Origin of the sequence: Niallia sp. FSL M8-0099, from assembly GCF_038006945.1 — a bacterium.
Lineage (GTDB): Bacteria > Bacillota > Bacilli > Bacillales > Cytobacillaceae > Niallia > Niallia circulans.
The window spans coordinates 97,203-114,718 of sequence record NZ_JBBOWF010000001.1 but is presented as its reverse complement, the minus strand read 5'-3'; the positions used below and the strand labels follow the sequence as shown (position 1 = coordinate 114,718).

Here is a 17,516-nt window from a genome sequence, read left to right as displayed (position 1 = left end):
TTCAATAGAAGTTTCACTTGTCTTCTTGCCACTTTATAAGATCTTACTTAAGAAAGAAATGGTACGTTCCTCTTGCGGATGTGTAAATAACTCTACTGGTGTATTTTCTTCGACTACATATCCACCGTCCATGAAAATCACACGATCTCCAACTTCTCTTGCAAATCCCATTTCATGCGTTACTACAATCATCGTCATTCCTTCCTTGGCAAGTTCCTTCATCACTTCCAATACCTCTCCTACCATCTCTGGATCTAACGCAGACGTCGGCTCATCAAATAACATAATACTTGGTTCCATTGCGAGTGCTCTCGCGATGGCGACACGCTGTTTTTGTCCACCAGAGAGTGAATCAGGATATACATTTGCTTTATCCTCTAAGCCCACTTTTTTCAATAATTCTAATGCCTTTATCCGAGCATTTTCTTTTGAGACCTTTTTTACTTTCATAGGTGAAAGCATAATATTTTGAAGAACTGACTTATGTGGGAATAAATTAAACTGTTGAAACACCATCCCTACATCCTTACGTACTTCATTAATATTTGTGGACTTATCCGTAATATTCTTCCCATTAATATGAATCGTTCCGTCCGATATACTTTCTAGTAAATTGATGCAACGCAAAAAAGTTGATTTTCCCGATCCGGAAGGACCAATAATTACGACGACCTCCTGCTGGTTAATAGTCATACTAATATCCTTTAATACTTCATTATCTCCGAAGGACTTTTTTAATTTTTCTACAACAATCATTCTGTTTTCAACCTTCTTTCCAAACGAGTTAAGAAGAAGCTTAATGTTAAGGTTAAAACAAGATAAATAACAGCTACTGTTAAATATGGCTCCCAAACTCGGTTATACTGTCCCATCATCAGCCTTGCATAGTACATTAACTCTGGAGCAGCAATAACAGCTGCTAAAGAAGAATCTTTAATTAATACAATAAATTCATTGCCTAACGGGGGAATCATTCGTTTAAAGGACTGAGGAAGTACTATGTATCGCATTGCCTGTACATGCGTCATCCCTAAGGATCTGCCTGCTTCCATCTGACCACGGTCAATGGATTCAATTCCAGCTCTAAAAATCTCCGCAATATAAGCAGCTGCGTTAAGTGATAATGCAACAATTGCTGCTATCATGGCATTGGTTGTATTTAAAAATAATGGGATAAATCCAAAATGAATGATTAGGATTTGTACAAAAAGAGGGGTGCCGCGGAAAATAGCAATATAGCAACGGAAAGGAAAAGCAATCCATTGATTCTTTGCTATTTTGCCAAGGCCGATTAATAAACCTAAAACCGTTCCAAATACTATTGCATACAAGGATAATTGAATGGTCACTAATATCCCCTTTTTAAATAAGTCAGCATACTCTAAAATAATCGTAAAATTAAAATCCATTACCTCTTCTCCTCCAAAGACCACAAAATGACTGACATTCAGCAGCACAGGCATTCAGAAGGAACATTCCCTCACTAAGAACAATCTAGAAGAAGTATTGTGCTCCCTCCTTGTCAAAGCGGGTAATGCCCCTCCTGAGTACCTTCCTCATTTGCGACTCTTCTATTGTTGTGCTTTTAAATTTTCAATGTCTGGATCTTGCCCAAACCATTCTTTATATATCTCTGCATATTTACCATTATCAAAAATAGCATTAAGACCTTTGCTTAAATCAGCTTCCATCTCACTATCTTTCGGGAACATGAATCCATAATATTCTGATTCAAATCCTTCTTTATCCTCAATCACGATAAAGTTATCTTGCGGATTATTTTTAGCATATGCTTCTAATACTGCATTATCTGCCACAACAGCATCAGCACCCTGATTCTTCATTTCCAAAATAGCTAAATTATTATTTTCAAACTTTTTTACTTTTTCATTGCCATTTCCTAGGAGCGCATCGACTGCATCTGCACCTGTTGTTCCTGATTGAACAGCAACAGTCTTATCTGTTAGATCAGCAGCTTTCTTAATATCAGTACCTTCTGGTGCCAAAATTTTATTCGTACTTTCAAAATATGGAACAGAGAAATCATAGGATTTAAGTCGGTCATCGTTTATTGTAATGGCTGATAAACCAACATCCGCTGTGCCATTTTCTAATTCTGCAAAGAGTGGGTCCCATCCAACGTTGACAATTTCAAAGTCATAGCCAGCTTCCTCTGCTGCCGCTGTGAATATATCGACATCGAAGCCAATAATCTTGTCTTTATCCATATACTCAAATGGTGCATAAGCCGCATCTGTAACGACTCTTAATTTCTTTTTGCCATCTCCATCACTATTTGCTTTTTCTGAACCTGTCCCACATGCTGCTAAAACAAGAACAATCGATATAAATAAAGCAAATAAAATGCCGTTTTTCCTCATTATAAATCCCCCTCTTTTGATTAATTGAAAACTGTATATTAAAATAATATAGAATTTTCAATTAATTTAAAATAAAAATTTTTCCATTTGCTTTATTACTAATAATGCATTCATTATAACTTTTTGTTTATTTATATACAAGAAAACTATTTGAATTTTCGTAAAATTTCATAGATAAAACAAGAAGTCCCTCTTTCTGGTTTAAAGAAGGAACTCCTTTTTCTCTTTCTATACAAAAAACTCTTCATACAAAGCTTTTACAGCTTTTTTGACAACTGTTTCTTTTACTCCGAACATCATGCTTACTTCAGAAGAACCTTGGTTAATCATTTCAATATTCACTCCCGCTTTCGCGAGTGCTGTGGATGCACGGGCATTTGTACCGATATTACGTCGCATCCCTTCCCCTACAAGCATGATAAGCGCTAAATCGTGTTCTACTTTTATTTCTTCTACTTGTAGTTCCTCGGATATTCTGGTCAAAATCTCCTGTTCGCTTTTTCTTGTCAATTGATCTTGGCGTAAAACAATTGTTAAATCATCAATTCCAGACGGCATATGTTCATACGAAATATGATAATCCTCTAATATTGATAGAACTTTTCTGGCAAACCCTACTTCACGATTCATTAAATATTTACTAATATAGATGGAACAAAATCCCTTATCATTAGCAATACCAATTACAGGACCATTGATATTATTTCTTGAGGAGACTATTCTAGTTCCTGATGCGGATGGATTATTTGTATTTCTCACTTGAACAGGAATACCTGCACGATACGCCGGAATTAAAGCTTCAGCATGAAATACAGAGAAGCCGGCATATGATAATTCACGCATTTCCCGATAAGTAAGTTCCTTAATTTCTTTCGGCTGCGTTACAATGGAAGGATTTACAGAGTAAACAGCATCCACATCTGTAAAGTTTTCATACAACTCCGCTTTCACGCCATTGGCGAGAATCGCTCCCGTAATATCTGATCCACTTCTTGAAAATGTCACTACATCTCCCGCTTCACTGTAACCAAAAAAACCTGGAAATACAATTATTCGCTTCTCTTCTCTTAAGGAATATAACCGATCATAAGATTCAGAAAGCACTTGAGCATTTCCGGGATCATCACTAACAATCAAGCCCGCTTCCTTTGGACTAATATAAATGGCATCTAATCCTCTGGTTTTAAAGAAATGTGCAACTAATTTAGCATTATTATCCTCTCCGCTGGCCTTCATTGCTTCCATAAAAGCATCTTTATTAGAGTATTTATTTATTAAATCCAATAAGTCGTTTTTAATGTTTGTTATAATATCACTCGATAAGTCCAATTCTTTAGCAATACTAGCATATCTGTCTAATACTTCCTCTAAATAAGGAGAATAATCACTTCCATTTACTACTGCTTGCGCACATTGGATTAATAAATCTGTTACCTTCGTATCTGAATCATATCTTTTTCCAGGTGCAGACACGACGACAATCCTTCTCTCCTTATCTGCCTTTACTATTTGTAATACCTTTTCCAATTGCTTCCCTGTAGCTAGAGAACTACCCCCAAATTTGACAACCTTCATTTCGCCAACTCCCACTGATTGTTAAATAGTAACAATTTTCTAAATTGTTCACTATGGCTATTATCACTATTTCATAATAAATAATCAAGTCATTTCCACTCTAAAAATACATTTGTTTTTATAGAGTGAACAATAATATTTTTTCACTTGGCTTCTTCTCTATGAATATTAAAATAAAACTGGTAATTAATGTTATTTTTCATTTTGAGATAATCGCTATAAACGCCTTTAATAAAGACTTTTATCCAACAATGGAGAGCTTCTTTAAGTTGTTTATTGGAAATAATAATCCAAAATACTTTCATTTATGTAAATTTTACGTTAAACTAATATTTAGTTAAACGAAATTTATTGTGCATTTACCAACAATCTCCTCATTCCTCCTTTCGTACTCCATCCGTTTTAGATGGAGGAAACCTTAATAAAATCTCTACTATATTAGAAAGAAGTGTTTTACAAAATGGAAACCCAAAAATATTCAAAACGAAACTTAGGAATCATGTGGTTCGCTAACTTTTTTATAAGTGCCTGCATGACTATGGTTCTCCCATTTTTATCGCTTTATATTGAATCATTTGGTCAATATTCACCTGAATTTGTGCAGCATTGGTCGGGGCTTTGTTTCTCTGTGACCTTTGTAGCAGCTTTCTTGTTTTCACCGATATGGGGAAAAATTGGCGATAAATTTGGGAGAAAAACGATTCTTATCATTTTAGCAATCGGCTTAGGCATTTCCATCTTTCTGATGAGTTTTGCCAATTCTGTATGGGAAGTCTTTATTCTTCGTTTTTTCACGGGATTTTTCACAGGATTTATCCCAATGTCACAAGCATTTATCTCCACTCAAACTCCCAAAAAAACTGCTGGTAAGGTATTAGGAACCTTACAGACAGGAAGTATTACTGGCGCATTGATTGGTCCGTTACTTGGAGGAGTATTAGCAGATAGTTTCGGCTATGCGGCAACTTTCCGATTTACTTCTCTTGCTATCTTTATATCTGCAATTCTAGTATTTACAACAAAAGAGTTTGTCCTGCCTGCTCAAAAGGGCACGAAAAGCAGCTATACAAGCAGAGAGGTATTAGCCTATATTCTAAAAAACCCTGTATTCATTACCGTTCTGCTTATCTCAGCCTTTATACAAATTGCCCATTTCAGCATCCAGCCTATTCTGTCTTTATATGTCAGTAAATTGCATGGTCCAGAGAATATTGCGTTTTTCGCTGGTCTAGCTTTCTCAGCTGCAGGTTTAGGAAATTTACTAATGGCACGGAAATGGGGAGAAATGGGAGATCGATCTGGTCACCTTAAAGTACTTGTTATTCTCTTGTTTATTGCCGGAATTATCTATTTCCCGGGAGGATTTGTTAATCAATACTGGCAATTGCTGATTATCCGCTTTATTCTCGGTGTAGCAATCGGAGGCATGGTTCCTGTACGTATTGCTTATATTCGACAAGAAGTACCTATTGCTATGCAAGGAGAAGTAATGGGATATGAAACAAGTCTTCGTTTTCTCGGTAATATAATCGGTCCTGCACTTGGTGGACTAATTGCAGGTAACTTTGGGTTCTCTATGGTATTCTTTTCAACTAGTATTCTCTTATTAGCAAGCGGTATTTTCCTATTTTTAATGATGCACCGCCATCCTAAACTAGCTAAACATTCGATTTCTTAACGATTTAACGGCTGTGTAAATACTTGTCATCATAAGGAGGATAACTATGGCTAAATCAAAGGCAAGAAAGAAACGCGACAAAGTGCTGCGTGAACATGGTTTTGATACAACGATGCGCAGAGGATCTTGGGGCAGCATTGTACCAATCACGAAAATAACAAAAACAAAGAAAGAACGCATGACACGAAATGAAAAGAAATATAAACAAAACCATTCTTCTAGATATGATGAGAATGGTTTTTATTTTTTGCCAATGATTTTTGGATTTAATATTCTTCTTTGACATATTTCCTGCAAATTTCAATAAAATTCTCCACCATTGCGGAGCGCTTTTCGTTTTTTCTCGTACATATTGCTATTTTATTTGTCACCCTAATATCCTTTACAAATACTCTTGCTAACTTCTTATTCTTTACATAATCTCTTATCACTATTGACGATACAAAATTAACACCATACCCCGTTAAAACAGAATGAATGGCTTCATTTATGCCATTAAATTGTAGAGCAATTTTGGGTGGAGGAACTTGATATATTTGACATAAAGAGAATAATCTTTCCCTCGTAGAACTCCCCTTTTCCCTCATTATAAAAGGTTCTTTCACAATCTCGGATAAAGTGACCTGCTTATTTGCCAATCGATGATTTGCTGATACAACAAACCATATTTCATCTTCAACTATTTCCTCAGCCAATATATTGTCATGAAAATGCTCCATCCATCCTCCCGCATACATTGCAATGTCTGCCTTGTAATGAATTAATTGATCAAATGCTGCATGCGAATTACTAGTAGTCAAATTAAATTCAATCTCTTCATTCTCAGCTTTAAAAACTGCCGCACAAGCAGGAATGACAAAATTTGCTGGCAAATAAGTTGCCGCAACAGAAAGCCTGCCTTTTCTGGACAAATAATAATCTTCTACAAAATCATCCAATTTCTGTTCATAAGAAAATAATATTTCTGCTTGTTCTGCCAATAATGATCCAAACTCTGTAAGTTTAAATTTCCTTCCATCTTTTATAAACAATGGAATACCTATTTCTTTCTCAAACTGCTTTATTTGACTAGAAACAGCTGGTTGACTAATTCTTAATAATTCTGCCGCCTTTGTAAAACTCCTATCTCTTGCAACATGATAAAACAATCTTAATCCGTGAATATTCATCCTACCCCAACCTTACATAATTATTTCTTATATAACTATAAAATATATATATTTTATTAATACGTTATGGAAGCATATACTAAAATTATAAAGAACAAGGAGATGATTAAGGTGACAGAAAATCAAGTTTGGAATGCAGTTGATCACTATTTAATTAATAGGTTACAACCACACAACACCAAAATGAAAAAATTACTTCAGAATAATAGAGATAATAATCTTCCAGAGATTGACGTAAGTCCTACTCAAGGTAAAATGCTTTGGATGCTTGCTAAAATGATGGGGGCGCACAGAATACTTGAAATAGGTACACTAGGAGGATATAGTACCACTTGGCTAGCAATGGCTCTTCCTGAAGATGGTAAAGTAATAACATTAGAAAATAATAATAATCATATTAAGGTAGCTAAAGAAAACTTTCAACTATCCGGTCTCGAGAAAAAAATCACCATTATGGAAGACAACGCTCTTACTTCTTTATCAGAGCTCCTAAAAAATAATATGGATGAATTCGATTTTATATTTATTGACGCTGACAAACCTAATAATCCCCTATACATTGATTACGCCATTAAATTAGCAAGAAAGGGAGCCGTGATTGTTGCTGACAATATTGTTCGTAACGGAGATATAGTAGCTGAAAACAGTCAAGATGAAAAAGTACTAGGAATCCGACGCTTTATCGATATCCTTTCCAAAGACTCCCGAGTAGAGTCAGTTGGAATACAAACTGTTGGGTTAAAAGGCTATGATGGTTTCATCCTTAGCTATGTAAAATAAAGTGAAACTTCTATCAGTGATGGTTTTCCTCCTCCCCCACTAATGGTTAGTTGAACCAATCAGACCTTTACAGGCAGTTAGTTGACTCCTACCTATCTTCCTCTTGAGGAGGGAGTCTTCCTGTCCGTTAAGAGTGGAATAATCAGGAATATCCCTCCCTATTATCCCCATACAATAAGACATTGCCTAAACCTTTACGTCCTTATATAATATATGCAATTACTAATTTGCGATAAAGGGGATTGACCGTGGAAAGTATTAAAGTAGCAGAACAAGAACAACACACACTCTCCTATTTAGATGGAGTGAAAGACTGTATTCCAACCTTACTTGGTTATATCAGCATTGGCCTCGCAATGGGAGTAGTCGGTGTATCATCCGGCTTATCTATCCTGCATGTTTTCCTGCTTGCTACATTTGTTTATGCAGGGGCTTCCCAGTTTATTATTTGTGCAATGATTGCAGCTGCAAGTCCCATCAGCGCAATTATACTTACAACATTTATTGTAAATTTGCGTCACTTATTGTTAAGTTCCGCTCTAGCACCTAAATTCACCCAATATTCTATACAGAAAAACATTGGTATTGGCAGTCTTGTAACAGATGAATCATTTGGAGTAGCGATTACCAAGATTGCTAGAAAAGAGCCAGTTAATGATCGATGGATGAACGGACTAAATCTGACTGCCTACCTTGTTTGGATTGCAGCTTGTACTGTCGGAGGATATATCGGAGGGTGGTTTCCCGATCCTGAACAATTCGGATTAGATTATGCCTTGCCAGCTATGTTTATTGCATTGCTGATTATCCAGCTGCAAACAATTGAACCTACTAAACTGAAACACTATTTATTGTTAATCACATTGATGATTATCTGCATGCTTTTCTTCTGTACTTTTTTATCAAGTAGCTTAAGTGTCATTATATCAACAATCATTGTTGCTACAATTGGGGTGGTGACAGATAAATGATGAGCAATATGAGCTTTTTTCTTTTATTAATCGGCTGTACTATCGTAACCTTTATTCCAAGAGTAATTCCATTTTTAGTGGCGCGCAATTTCACGATTTCAGCACCTGTCGAAAAGTGGCTTTCCTACCTTCCAGTATGCATTTTTACTGGCTTAATTGTAGAAAGTCTTATAGGAACCACCGAAAGCAATAGTATTAGCATTAACTGGGAAGCGCTTCTTGCGACGATTCCTACGATAATTGTTGCTTTTCTTAGTAAAAGTTTATTAACTACTGTATTATTCGGAGTTGTGTGTATGGCTGTTGTGAGATTGGTATTGTAGCTATTATATAAAAAGCTTCTTTTTGTTTATAAAAGAGGCTTTTTATTATGATGAATGCTTTTTTCTTCTGACTCCTTCCTTATCAGCTTTCATCATTTTATGAACACCACTTTTTCGGTTTTCCTCCGCCTTATAAACTATATTCACCACTTAATAAAATGGATAACTTTAACAAAAATATCCATAACCTTACAAGAAACCATGGAAATCCATAAAAATTAACAAATTTATTGTACTTTCGTTCCCTTTCTATGAAGTTTATAATAAAATATTGGTTATATTATTGATATAATCATACTAAGATCGTTTGGATATTTTCGATAGAGACGAATGGCTAAGCTAAATATTTTATTCTAAAAGTATTCATACATATTAGAAAGGTGGCTATAATCTTGGAGATGGGCTCTAATTTTATAAAAAACATCATGAAAGAAGATTTAGAAACTGGGAAGCATGATACGGTTATCACGCGTTTTCCGCCAGAACCAAATGGATATCTGCATATTGGTCATGCAAAGTCAATTTTTATTAACTTTGGACTAGCAGATGAATTTGGAGGTAAGACAAACTTACGCTTCGACGATACAAACCCTTTAAAAGAGGACATTGAATATGTAAACTCTATTAAGGAAGATGTAGAATGGCTCGGATATGAATGGGAAAATTTATTATTTGCATCTGACTATTTCGAGGAAATGTACAACCGTGCAGTCTTATTAATAAAAAAAGGGCTCGCTTATGTTGATGATTTATCAGCCGATGAAATTCGCGAATATCGCGGAACGTTAACAGAGCCAGGAAAAGAAAGTCCTTATCGTAATCGCACAGTGGAAGAAAATCTTCAATTATTTGAGGCAATGCGCAATGGCGAATTCGGTAATGGCGAGAAGGTTCTTCGTGCAAAAATTGATATGGCTTCGCCTAATATTAACTTAAGGGATCCTGTTATTTATCGTATTGCCCATGCTACTCACCACAATACAGGCGATAAATGGTGTATTTATCCAATGTACGCATTCGCTCATCCAATAGAGGATGCAATTGAGGGCGTAACACACTCACTTTGTACAACAGAATTCGAAGATCAACGTCCTCTATATGATTGGGTTGTTCGCGAATGTGAGATGGAAAGCACGCCACAACAAATCGAATTTGGCCGTTTAAATATTACGAATACCGTAATGAGCAAACGTAAATTAAAGCTTCTTGTGGACGAAAACTATGTGGATGGCTGGGATGATCCACGCATGCCTACCATTTCTGGCTTAAGAAGAAAAGGAGTTACCCCTGAAGCAATCCGTAATTTCTGTATGGAATTAGGAATTTCAAAAGGCTCTGGTGCAGTGGACTCTGCCATGCTTGATCACTTTGTACGGGAAGATTTAAAATTAAAAGCACCTCGTACGATGGGTGTTCTAAATCCGTTAAAAGTAGTTATTACTAACTATCCGGAAGGTCAAGTAGAAATGCTAGAAGCGGAAAACAATCCAGAAAATCCGGAGATGGGCACTAGACAAATTCCATTCTCTCGTGAAATTTATATTGAACAAGAAGACTTTATGGAGAATCCTCCAAAAAAATATTTCCGCTTGTTCCCTGGTAATGAAGTGCGTTTGAAGCATGCTTACTTTATTAAGTGCGAAGAAGTAATTAAAGATGAAGAAGGCAATGTAATCGAGCTTCATTGTACGTATGATAAAGAAACAAAAAGTGGAAGTGGGTTTACTGGTAGAAAAGTAAAAGGAACATTGCATTGGGTAGAAGCATCTCAAGCTATCCCTGCGGAGTTTCGTTTATTTGAACCGCTAATTACCGATGAAGATGAGGAAATGGAAGAAGGAAAAACGTTCTTAGATTATGTAAATCCAAATTCTCTCGAAGTCATTCAAGGCTTTATTGAGCCAAATATGAAGGATGTTAAGCCACAAGATAAATTCCAATTTTTCCGCCACGGATATTTCAATGTGGATCCTAAATATACCACTTCAGAAAAGCCGGTATTTAATCGCATCGTTTCCTTGAAAAGCTCCTTTAAACTTTAAGCAATAGAATAAAGGGAGGAGAATAATCGATAAGTCGACTATTCTCCTCCCTTTTTATATGGCTTACGTCCATGTTGTTGCTGGCTTGGTAGTATTGGCAAGCCAGTCATACTGCAAGAGGCGTAGTTCGAATAACTTCAATGGGTCATGGAACAATTCTGGATTATTCTTTAATCGGTCTAATAAATTCTTATATTCTACGATATCTTTTGATTTTTCCTCAGCAAATTGCTCTAATGTCCTTTTTGGACGGACAAAGAACATTTTAATATCATTTTCCAATCCTTTTTCATAGAAATCAAAATGCTGCAATACTGCTGTCGAAACAGATGCTGCCACATCAGAAAAATCCTCTGTTTCCAGATACTTTTGATATCTTGATTGAAGCATTTTGTTATTTTGCTGAATTGCACCAAGCAGCTTCCCAGCACTCTTCAGAAATACTTGGGATGCATTAAAACGATTGAAAATATTTAATGGTTCGATGCGAAGTCCGCTTGATAACCGGCGTGCATCTCTTTTCCAATCTTCTATAATCACAAAATCACAAGATAGCTCTATTGGATGCTCCTTGTAAATTCCATTGAAGCCTTTGCTTAGCTCATTAAGGAATAGTTGGCCATCCTCTAATTGTTTATGAGCTGCTTGAATCCATTCTTCAATACTTCGATGAATTTTCGGCGATAATGTTTCATTTAAGTACTCATTTACTCGTTTATTCATCTCTTTATTTAGAGAGATATGCATTTTACTATAATCACTATCTTCTTTTATAATATCCTTACATCCTTTTAAAATAGCTGGAATTTCCTTTTTAATTGCTTCTTGCGTTTCTATTTTGATTTCATCAAACTGCTTTGTTATTAACTCACTTTTAGAGGCTTCCATATCAATTAGTTGATTTTTAGCTCCAGTCAGCTTGCTGACCATTTCCTCATAAAGCTGGAGTGATGCTTTTAAACTATCTTCCATATCCAATCGTTTATCCAATAGATTAGTAATTAAATCTTGAATGATAGAAATACAGCTTTGCAATCGTTCTTCATTCATCTTTCTAGCTGCAAAATGGTGGTAATAATAACGGCTAATTTCATCTAGCTGAGCTTCTCTCTCCTCTTGCTTGGAATAAATAAAGATTTTGCTATCTGGAAAATAATGCTGAATTGCAGACATCGCCTTTTGTAAACGCTTGGATGCTACTTTTTCATTATCTAAATCATCGATATAAATTAAAAATTGCAGTGTTAAAAATGGCGATTTTTCCTTCCATTGCTTTAATTGTTCATATTCCGTATAAGAAAAAACAGATCGCTCATTAATAACAAATAAGAGACTGTCAGCAAGCATAGCATAATCTGCGTAAGATGCATCTTCTACAAAAGGAGCAGTGGTAACCGTCCATCTATTTTGGTTTAAATAATGAGAAGGAGTGTCTAACTGGAACACTCTCGGACTCTCCTGTTGAACAAGCAATTCTTCATAAAAATTCGTGAGTGTATCAATTAATTTTAAGCCAGAATTGGTTACTTCGTTTATTTCTAGATAGTCATTATCCTTTATCGTTAAAATCGCATTTGTATCTTCTGCTAAAACAGTCTCTCCTACTAGCTCATTAATATAGGCATTTACACCGCTGCCAGCAGATCCTACCATTAATAACTGATAATGATTCGATGGAAGAAAATCGTGTACCTTTTGGGCAAACTTCTTATCTAATGGAATATCATGCTTATCTGCCCACTCGATAATAGATTCAAATAAGTTCATAAATTGCTGGAATGATATATTTGTTTCTGTTGTTTCATTAATAACCATCTCTGCTTTTGATACAACAGATTGATCCATCGAATGTTTAAACATTTCATTCCAAGCTAAAACTGCCGATGCTGCCGATACAGTCTGTTGGCCAATTGAAGATAAGAAGTAATTGGATAAAAGAGCCGGAACAATTTCTTCCACTTCCTTAATCGAATAACTGCCATCAATTAAATGAGCGTACGCACCTTCCAAAATATGCGCCAATCCTTCTTCTCCTTCGCAAGGAACAGGTTCATAAATGCTATTAAATACCGTTACCCATGTTAGATAATAGGCTGTGTCTTCATAGTTTTTCCATAATGATATAGATAATCTCTCAAAAGTAGCAAAGTCTAACTCTTGAAGATTTTTTAAGCTTTCTATAAAGTATGCAGGCTCAAACTGCTGAATCACTCCTAAGTTGCTATAATGAATTAATGCTTCATACCATTTTAATCCATCTGTTCTTTTTCCTTCCTTAACAGCAAGCTCTACTGCCTTTTCCCAATTTTGCTGTTCTTCATAATATGATTTTGCGATAGTTGGTATATTCGCATAGTCTGGATTAGTAAGAACTAGATTATTAATAATCCCCAATGCCATTTCATGATTCCCTTTTTGGAAATATAAAGAAAATAGTTGCAAAGATATTTCTGTTTGTAAAAGCTCTGAATCTGTCACAACAGATTTATAAAAACTTTCCGCTGTTGAATATTCCTCTAATTCCAAGTATGCGTCTGCTAGATTCTTCTTTGCCCATGGCTCTAATTCATTACTAATATTCTCCCATTTAAAAATTGCCGCTTCATAGTCATGGTACTGAAAATATAATTCACCTTGTGCGAAACGGATGGAGGTTAGATCTGGAACATTCTTTCTTTGTTCCGCTATATATAATTGGCCTAAAACTTCAATTGGCGACTCGTCTCTATCCTGTAAGTATCCTTCATAATACGTTTTTTCAATTAGTTTTTTTTCTAATGTCATAACTTCCCCCTGCTATTCATTTAGAGTGGTTTTTTATCATTCTAAATAATATATTTATGCTCATCCGTCATCATTATGTCTTATGTAGGCTATCCTTCATTGTAGCAAATCAGATTATTTCATGGATTTCGAAACCGATTCAATCTCTTTACAATATAATAACAGGCTAAGTAATCGTTCTGAATGGTTGGGTATTTCTTCGTGATATAAGCGAAAGCGCAGTATATTCCCTCTTTAAATCTAGGTACTATTATATTTAAGATTACTGATTCTTCTCCTCATCCTCTAGTGTCCATCGTACCTTTCTTCCCTGTTTTTTATTTATCCTCTCCGTCTTTTTACCTAGTTCACTTTCTCCTTTAACAGAGTGGGGATTATTCCAGGATAATAGCAATAGACCCTTAGATTTTAAAGGAACATACTCTTTGGAAAATAACCGCTATTCATCCTTCCTATTCTTTCCATCTATCCTGAGTAGAAGCTACAACTCCCCAATCAAATAAGAAATTATTCCCTGGAAACTAACTTATGGAAATGAAAGGGGGTTTTTCAAAACATCATGGAGGTTGTCGTTGATTATGAGAATTACACGAATAAATCATACTTAACGAAAAAAAGAGTCCGAGCGTCCCTCTGCTAATGATGATGATTTTTTTATATTGTTCCAAATGGAATGGGCAAGAGCTATGGCAGAACGAAAAAGACAGTGTTAGTATGCCAATAACGGTGATATGGCAGGTGAGTAATCTCTTAGAAGTTTAAGGATTAAGCAAAAATTGCTTAAGAAAAAGGAAGAATAGAGCGTGGAAAAAATGTTCGAATAGCACAAAATCAACACTAAAAAACAGTAAGTAGATAAACATTTAATCTACTTACTGTAATCCCAAAACTACAAACTACACCGCAGCTGTAGAAATAAACTCTTTATATCTTTTATTCATCTCACTCATTCTTTCATGGGAACCTTCACATACAATTTCTCCATCTTCAATGAATAATACATTGTCACCTGGTTTTACTTCTTCTAGGTTATGAGTTACTTTAATCACTGTCTTATCTTTAGTAAGTTTGTTTATTGATTCCAATACTAAATTTCTAGATTCTATATCTAAGTTTGAGGTAGGTTCGTCCAATAAAATTATATCCGGGTTCTTCAAAAATAGCCTAGCTATATTTAATCTTTGTTTTTCTCCCCCTGATAATTTGTCGCCACTCTCCCCTATATTTGTATTAAGTTTGTCCTTCTGTCTATCAACAAACTCTTGTAAATTCGCATACCTTAAAGCCTCTCTTATTTTTGATTCATCAATTTGGTCTTCATCAAGACCATATAGCAAATTATCTAAAATGGTACCGCTAATTAAGGAGGAACCTTGGCTTACTATCCCAATGTTTTTTCGAAGTTCATATGTGTTCAAATGACTGATATTGATATTGTCTATTGTTATGGAACCACTTTCTGGATGATAAAACTTCTCCAATAGGTTAATTAAAGTTGTTTTCCCAGATCCTGAAGGACCAACAATCGTTAGAGACTCCCCTCGTTTAATAGTAAAGCTGATATCACTAAGCATAGGTTTATCTTTGTACCCAAAAGTAATTTGATTAAAGGATAATTCATGTAGAAATTTATACTCTGTATTACCAGTGTATTCAACTTCGTTATTATTCATTATATTATTTAAACTTTTAATTGCACCATTAGCTTTATGGTACTCTCCAATAAATCCACTAATGGAACTCATTGGGGTCATCATTTGAAAGGCATAGATTACAAACGCAATTAATGTACTTATAGTTAATGTTCCTACTGAGATTCTATATGCCCCATATCCTACCACTATTAATAAGCCTAGAATAAGTAAAAAATTCACTAAAGGAGCTACTATAGCAAAAATTTTACTTTCATATAAGTTAGCATTGTATAGTCTATCAATACACTTAAACATTAATGATTTTTCCTGTTTTTCAGCCGTTGAAGCCTTCACCATCTTTATATTTTTAAAAGTCTCTTGCGTTTTTGAAATAAAAACAGAAGTTTCTTTTTGTTGTCTATCCCCAGTGTTCTCCATTCTCCTCATCAGAGGAAATATAATCCCAAATATAAATGGAGCAATTATTAGTACCACAACCGTTAGTTTCCAATCGAGGATAATTGTTAATGCTAATCCACCAAGTATCATTATAATTCCCGTAACTAATTTAGGGATGTGATATGTGATTAAATCTTTAACAATTTCTGTATCATTTACGATTCTACTTGATAATTCTCCGCTGTGGTAATCATCAAAAAAATCAACTTTAAAATAAATAACCTTATTGTAGATATTTTTTTGTAAATCGCGAATTACCATGTTACCAAATTTAGATATTATGTACTGATTAACTGCTTCAATTATAGATTTTATTACTAAGAATAAAACTAAACCTCCAACCATCCAAAGGCTAATCTCATTCATTGAAAATTCATCAACAATATCCTTTACCAAAAGTGGGAAAAATAAAGTTGCTGCTGTAAATAAAATAGATGCAATTATAATTGTGACCAAAAGTAATTTCTTCTTTGTATCATTAATTGCTAATAGGAGCATTTTATACGCATTCAATTAAGATTCACCTCATTAATTAAGACAATAAAGCTTGATTGACCAAACTTTATTGTCTTTTACAGAAATCATTTACTAGTCTTAACAGAAGAACCAGCTTGCGTTGCTGCTTCCTTTACATTGAATACTTGCTAGGGACTTTGCTTTTAGTTGTACATCTTTTGATATAACTTCTTTTTGTAAAGATAACACCTTGTTCATTTCTCATTCCTTCTTTCTTAATAGTTTTTTTAAGAATTAACAGAAGAACCAGCTTGCGTGACTACTTCCTTTACATTGAATGCTTTTAGAGGATTTTGCTTTTAGTTGTACATCTTTTGATACCGCTTCTTTTTGTAAAGATAATACCTTGTTCATTTCTCATTCCTTCTTTCTTAATAGTTTTTTTAAGAATTAACAGAAGAACCAGCTTGCATGACTACTTCCTTTACATTGAACGCTTTTAGAGGATTTTGCTTTTAGTTGTACATCTTTTGATATAGCTTCTTTTTGTAAAGATAATACTTTGTTCATTTCTCATTCCTTCTTTCTTAATAGTATTTTGTAGAATTAGCAGAAGAACCAGCTTGCGTTGCTGCTTCCTTTACATTGAATACTTGCAAGTGATTTCGCTTTTAATTGAACTTCTTTTGATACAGCTTCTTTTTGTAATGACAATACTTTGTTCATTTTCATTCCTTCTTTCTTAATAGTTTTTTTAAGAATTAACAGAAGAACCAGCTTGCGTGACTACTTCCTTTGCATTGAATGCTTTTAGAGGATTTTGCTTTTAGTTGTACATCTTTTGATACCGCTTCTTTTTGTAAAGATAATACCTTGTTCATTTCTCATTCCTTCTTTCTTAATAGTATTTTGTAGAATTAACAGAAGAACCAGCTTGCGTTGCTACTTCCTTTACATTGAATACTCGCAAGTGATTTTGCTTTTAGTTGTACGTCTTTTGATACAGCTTGTTTTTGCAAAGATAACACTTTGTTCATTTCCCATTCCTTCTTTCTTAATAGTATTTTTTAAGAATTAACAAAAGAACCAGCTAGTATTACTTGATGGAGAACAGCCTAAACTCACAGATGACTTTAATACATCTCCATTTTTCCGTTCTTTCTTACCTATTTTTTGTAAACCAAGAACGTTTTTCATTTTTATCACCTCCTATAATAAATAATTTTGCTCATCATCTTTGAATCCTTTTATTTACATAAAATGA

20 protein-coding genes are annotated in these 17,516 nt (G+C 34.7%); 6 read left to right on the top strand and 14 right to left on the bottom strand.

The window, feature by feature from the left end; genetic code table 11:
* Positions 1-33: 33 nt before the first annotated feature.
* The 4 genes from NSQ92_RS00540 to NSQ92_RS00525 all read right to left on the bottom strand — a co-directional run bounded on the left by NSQ92_RS00540 (position 34) and on the right by NSQ92_RS00525 (position 3,956).
* On the bottom strand, positions 34-756 hold the full coding sequence (locus NSQ92_RS00540; RefSeq protein WP_047941766.1) for an amino acid ABC transporter ATP-binding protein: 723 nt from the start codon (positions 754-756) through the stop codon (positions 34-36).
* On the bottom strand, positions 753-1,409 hold the full coding sequence (locus NSQ92_RS00535) for an amino acid ABC transporter permease (RefSeq protein WP_047941767.1): 657 nt from the start codon (positions 1,407-1,409) through the stop codon (positions 753-755). The genes NSQ92_RS00540 and NSQ92_RS00535 overlap by 4 nt, the downstream gene beginning before the upstream one ends.
* A gap of 162 nt (positions 1,410-1,571) precedes the next feature.
* Positions 1,572-2,381, bottom strand: coding sequence for a basic amino acid ABC transporter substrate-binding protein (locus NSQ92_RS00530; protein WP_061799928.1), 810 nt, complete (start codon positions 2,379-2,381; stop codon positions 1,572-1,574).
* 228 nt (positions 2,382-2,609) lie between these two features.
* Positions 2,610-3,956 carry an aspartate kinase gene (locus NSQ92_RS00525; protein WP_047941769.1) on the bottom strand — a complete coding sequence of 449 codons (1,347 nt, stop codon included), beginning with the start codon at positions 3,954-3,956 and terminating at the stop codon, positions 2,610-2,612.
* A 460-nt stretch (positions 3,957-4,416) separates the two neighbouring features.
* On the opposite strand from NSQ92_RS00525, the gene NSQ92_RS00520 reads away from it, so the two are divergent.
* Together NSQ92_RS00520 and NSQ92_RS00515 are read left to right on the top strand one after the other, a co-directional pair.
* Entirely contained in the window at positions 4,417-5,634 is a 1,218-nt protein-coding gene (locus tag NSQ92_RS00520) for an MFS transporter (protein WP_047941770.1), read from the top strand.
* A 46-nt stretch (positions 5,635-5,680) separates the two neighbouring features.
* Entirely contained in the window at positions 5,681-5,917 is a 237-nt protein-coding gene (locus tag NSQ92_RS00515; protein WP_047941771.1) for a hypothetical protein, read from the top strand.
* Here the strand turns inward: NSQ92_RS00515 and NSQ92_RS00510 are convergent.
* Positions 5,901-6,803 carry a LysR family transcriptional regulator gene (locus NSQ92_RS00510; RefSeq protein ID WP_047941772.1) on the bottom strand — a complete coding sequence of 301 codons (903 nt, stop codon included), beginning with the start codon at positions 6,801-6,803 and terminating at the stop codon, positions 5,901-5,903. The two genes, NSQ92_RS00515 and NSQ92_RS00510, sit on opposite strands and share 17 nt — an antisense overlap.
* Before the next feature lie 111 nt (positions 6,804-6,914).
* Here NSQ92_RS00510 and NSQ92_RS00505 point away from each other — a divergent pair, with 111 nt between their 5' ends.
* The 4 genes from NSQ92_RS00505 to NSQ92_RS00490 all read left to right on the top strand — a co-directional run bounded on the left by NSQ92_RS00505 (position 6,915) and on the right by NSQ92_RS00490 (position 10,919).
* A complete protein-coding gene (locus tag NSQ92_RS00505) occupies positions 6,915-7,583 on the top strand; it encodes an O-methyltransferase (protein ID WP_235844521.1) in 669 nt (222 codons plus the stop codon).
* Positions 7,584-7,831: 248 nt separating this feature from the next.
* A complete protein-coding gene (locus tag NSQ92_RS00500; RefSeq protein WP_095322583.1) occupies positions 7,832-8,554 on the top strand; it encodes an AzlC family ABC transporter permease in 723 nt (240 codons plus the stop codon).
* The gene (locus tag NSQ92_RS00495; RefSeq protein ID WP_047941775.1) at positions 8,551-8,877 is read left to right on the top strand and encodes an AzlD domain-containing protein; all 327 of its coding nucleotides are present in this window, start codon (positions 8,551-8,553) and stop codon (positions 8,875-8,877) included. Before NSQ92_RS00500 ends, NSQ92_RS00495 begins: the two co-directional genes overlap by 4 nt.
* A 392-nt stretch (positions 8,878-9,269) precedes the next feature.
* Positions 9,270-10,919 carry a glutamine--tRNA ligase/YqeY domain fusion protein gene (locus NSQ92_RS00490; RefSeq protein ID WP_047941776.1) on the top strand — a complete coding sequence of 550 codons (1,650 nt, stop codon included), beginning with the start codon at positions 9,270-9,272 and terminating at the stop codon, positions 10,917-10,919.
* Positions 10,920-10,982: 63 nt separating this feature from the next.
* On the opposite strand, the gene NSQ92_RS00485 is transcribed toward NSQ92_RS00490, so the two are convergent.
* From NSQ92_RS00485 to NSQ92_RS00445, 9 genes are all read right to left on the bottom strand, one after another.
* Positions 10,983-13,703: a tetratricopeptide repeat protein gene (locus NSQ92_RS00485; protein WP_095322584.1), complete on the bottom strand. Its 2,721-nt coding sequence runs from the start codon at positions 13,701-13,703 to the stop codon at positions 10,983-10,985.
* 896 nt (positions 13,704-14,599) lie between these two features.
* Positions 14,600-16,309: an ABC transporter ATP-binding protein gene (locus tag NSQ92_RS00480; RefSeq protein WP_095259134.1), complete on the bottom strand. Its 1,710-nt coding sequence runs from the start codon at positions 16,307-16,309 to the stop codon at positions 14,600-14,602.
* A gap of 81 nt (positions 16,310-16,390) precedes the next feature.
* The gene (locus NSQ92_RS00475; protein WP_201781388.1) at positions 16,391-16,510 is read right to left on the bottom strand and encodes a class III lanthipeptide; all 120 of its coding nucleotides are present in this window, start codon (positions 16,508-16,510) and stop codon (positions 16,391-16,393) included.
* Positions 16,511-16,546: 36 nt separating this feature from the next.
* Positions 16,547-16,666: a class III lanthipeptide gene (locus NSQ92_RS00470; RefSeq protein ID WP_201781389.1), complete on the bottom strand. Its 120-nt coding sequence runs from the start codon at positions 16,664-16,666 to the stop codon at positions 16,547-16,549.
* Positions 16,667-16,702: 36 nt separating this feature from the next.
* The gene (locus tag NSQ92_RS00465) at positions 16,703-16,822 is read right to left on the bottom strand and encodes a class III lanthipeptide (protein ID WP_201781390.1); all 120 of its coding nucleotides are present in this window, start codon (positions 16,820-16,822) and stop codon (positions 16,703-16,705) included.
* A 36-nt stretch (positions 16,823-16,858) separates the two neighbouring features.
* Entirely contained in the window at positions 16,859-16,978 is a 120-nt protein-coding gene (locus NSQ92_RS00460; RefSeq protein WP_201781391.1) for a class III lanthipeptide, read from the bottom strand.
* Positions 16,979-17,013: 35 nt separating this feature from the next.
* Positions 17,014-17,133, bottom strand: coding sequence for a class III lanthipeptide (locus NSQ92_RS00455; RefSeq protein ID WP_201781389.1), 120 nt, complete (start codon positions 17,131-17,133; stop codon positions 17,014-17,016).
* Between the two features lie 36 nt (positions 17,134-17,169).
* Positions 17,170-17,289: a class III lanthipeptide gene (locus tag NSQ92_RS00450; protein ID WP_201781392.1), complete on the bottom strand. Its 120-nt coding sequence runs from the start codon at positions 17,287-17,289 to the stop codon at positions 17,170-17,172.
* 37 nt (positions 17,290-17,326) lie between these two features.
* Positions 17,327-17,449: a class III lanthipeptide gene (locus tag NSQ92_RS00445; protein WP_201781393.1), complete on the bottom strand. Its 123-nt coding sequence runs from the start codon at positions 17,447-17,449 to the stop codon at positions 17,327-17,329.
* Positions 17,450-17,516 lie beyond the last annotated feature (67 nt).

Bases quoted from the DNA above. Each gene is read 5' to 3' on its own strand.
- NSQ92_RS00540 (WP_047941766.1), bottom strand. From the start codon at position 756: ATGATTGTTGTAGAAAAATTAAAAAAGTCCTTCGGAGATAATGAAGTA.
- NSQ92_RS00535 (WP_047941767.1), bottom strand. From the start codon at position 1,409: ATGGATTTTAATTTTACGATTATTTTAGAGTATGCTGACTTATTTAAA.
- NSQ92_RS00530 (WP_061799928.1), bottom strand. From the start codon at position 2,381: ATGAGGAAAAACGGCATTTTATTTGCTTTATTTATATCGATTGTTCTT.
- NSQ92_RS00525 (WP_047941769.1), bottom strand. From the start codon at position 3,956: ATGAAGGTTGTCAAATTTGGGGGTAGTTCTCTAGCTACAGGGAAGCAA.
- NSQ92_RS00520 (WP_047941770.1), top strand. From the start codon at position 4,417: ATGGAAACCCAAAAATATTCAAAACGAAACTTAGGAATCATGTGGTTC.
- NSQ92_RS00515 (WP_047941771.1), top strand. From the start codon at position 5,681: ATGGCTAAATCAAAGGCAAGAAAGAAACGCGACAAAGTGCTGCGTGAA.
- NSQ92_RS00510 (WP_047941772.1), bottom strand. From the start codon at position 6,803: ATGAATATTCACGGATTAAGATTGTTTTATCATGTTGCAAGAGATAGG.
- NSQ92_RS00495 (WP_047941775.1), top strand. From the start codon at position 8,551: ATGATGAGCAATATGAGCTTTTTTCTTTTATTAATCGGCTGTACTATC.
- NSQ92_RS00485 (WP_095322584.1), bottom strand. From the start codon at position 13,703: ATGACATTAGAAAAAAAACTAATTGAAAAAACGTATTATGAAGGATAC.
- NSQ92_RS00475 (WP_201781388.1), bottom strand. From the start codon at position 16,510: ATGAACAAGGTGTTATCTTTACAAAAAGAAGTTATATCAAAAGATGTA.
- NSQ92_RS00470 (WP_201781389.1), bottom strand. From the start codon at position 16,666: ATGAACAAGGTATTATCTTTACAAAAAGAAGCGGTATCAAAAGATGTA.
- NSQ92_RS00465 (WP_201781390.1), bottom strand. From the start codon at position 16,822: ATGAACAAAGTATTATCTTTACAAAAAGAAGCTATATCAAAAGATGTA.
- NSQ92_RS00460 (WP_201781391.1), bottom strand. From the start codon at position 16,978: ATGAACAAAGTATTGTCATTACAAAAAGAAGCTGTATCAAAAGAAGTT.
- NSQ92_RS00455 (WP_201781389.1), bottom strand. From the start codon at position 17,133: ATGAACAAGGTATTATCTTTACAAAAAGAAGCGGTATCAAAAGATGTA.
- NSQ92_RS00450 (WP_201781392.1), bottom strand. From the start codon at position 17,289: ATGAACAAAGTGTTATCTTTGCAAAAACAAGCTGTATCAAAAGACGTA.
- NSQ92_RS00445 (WP_201781393.1), bottom strand. From the start codon at position 17,449: ATGAAAAACGTTCTTGGTTTACAAAAAATAGGTAAGAAAGAACGGAAA.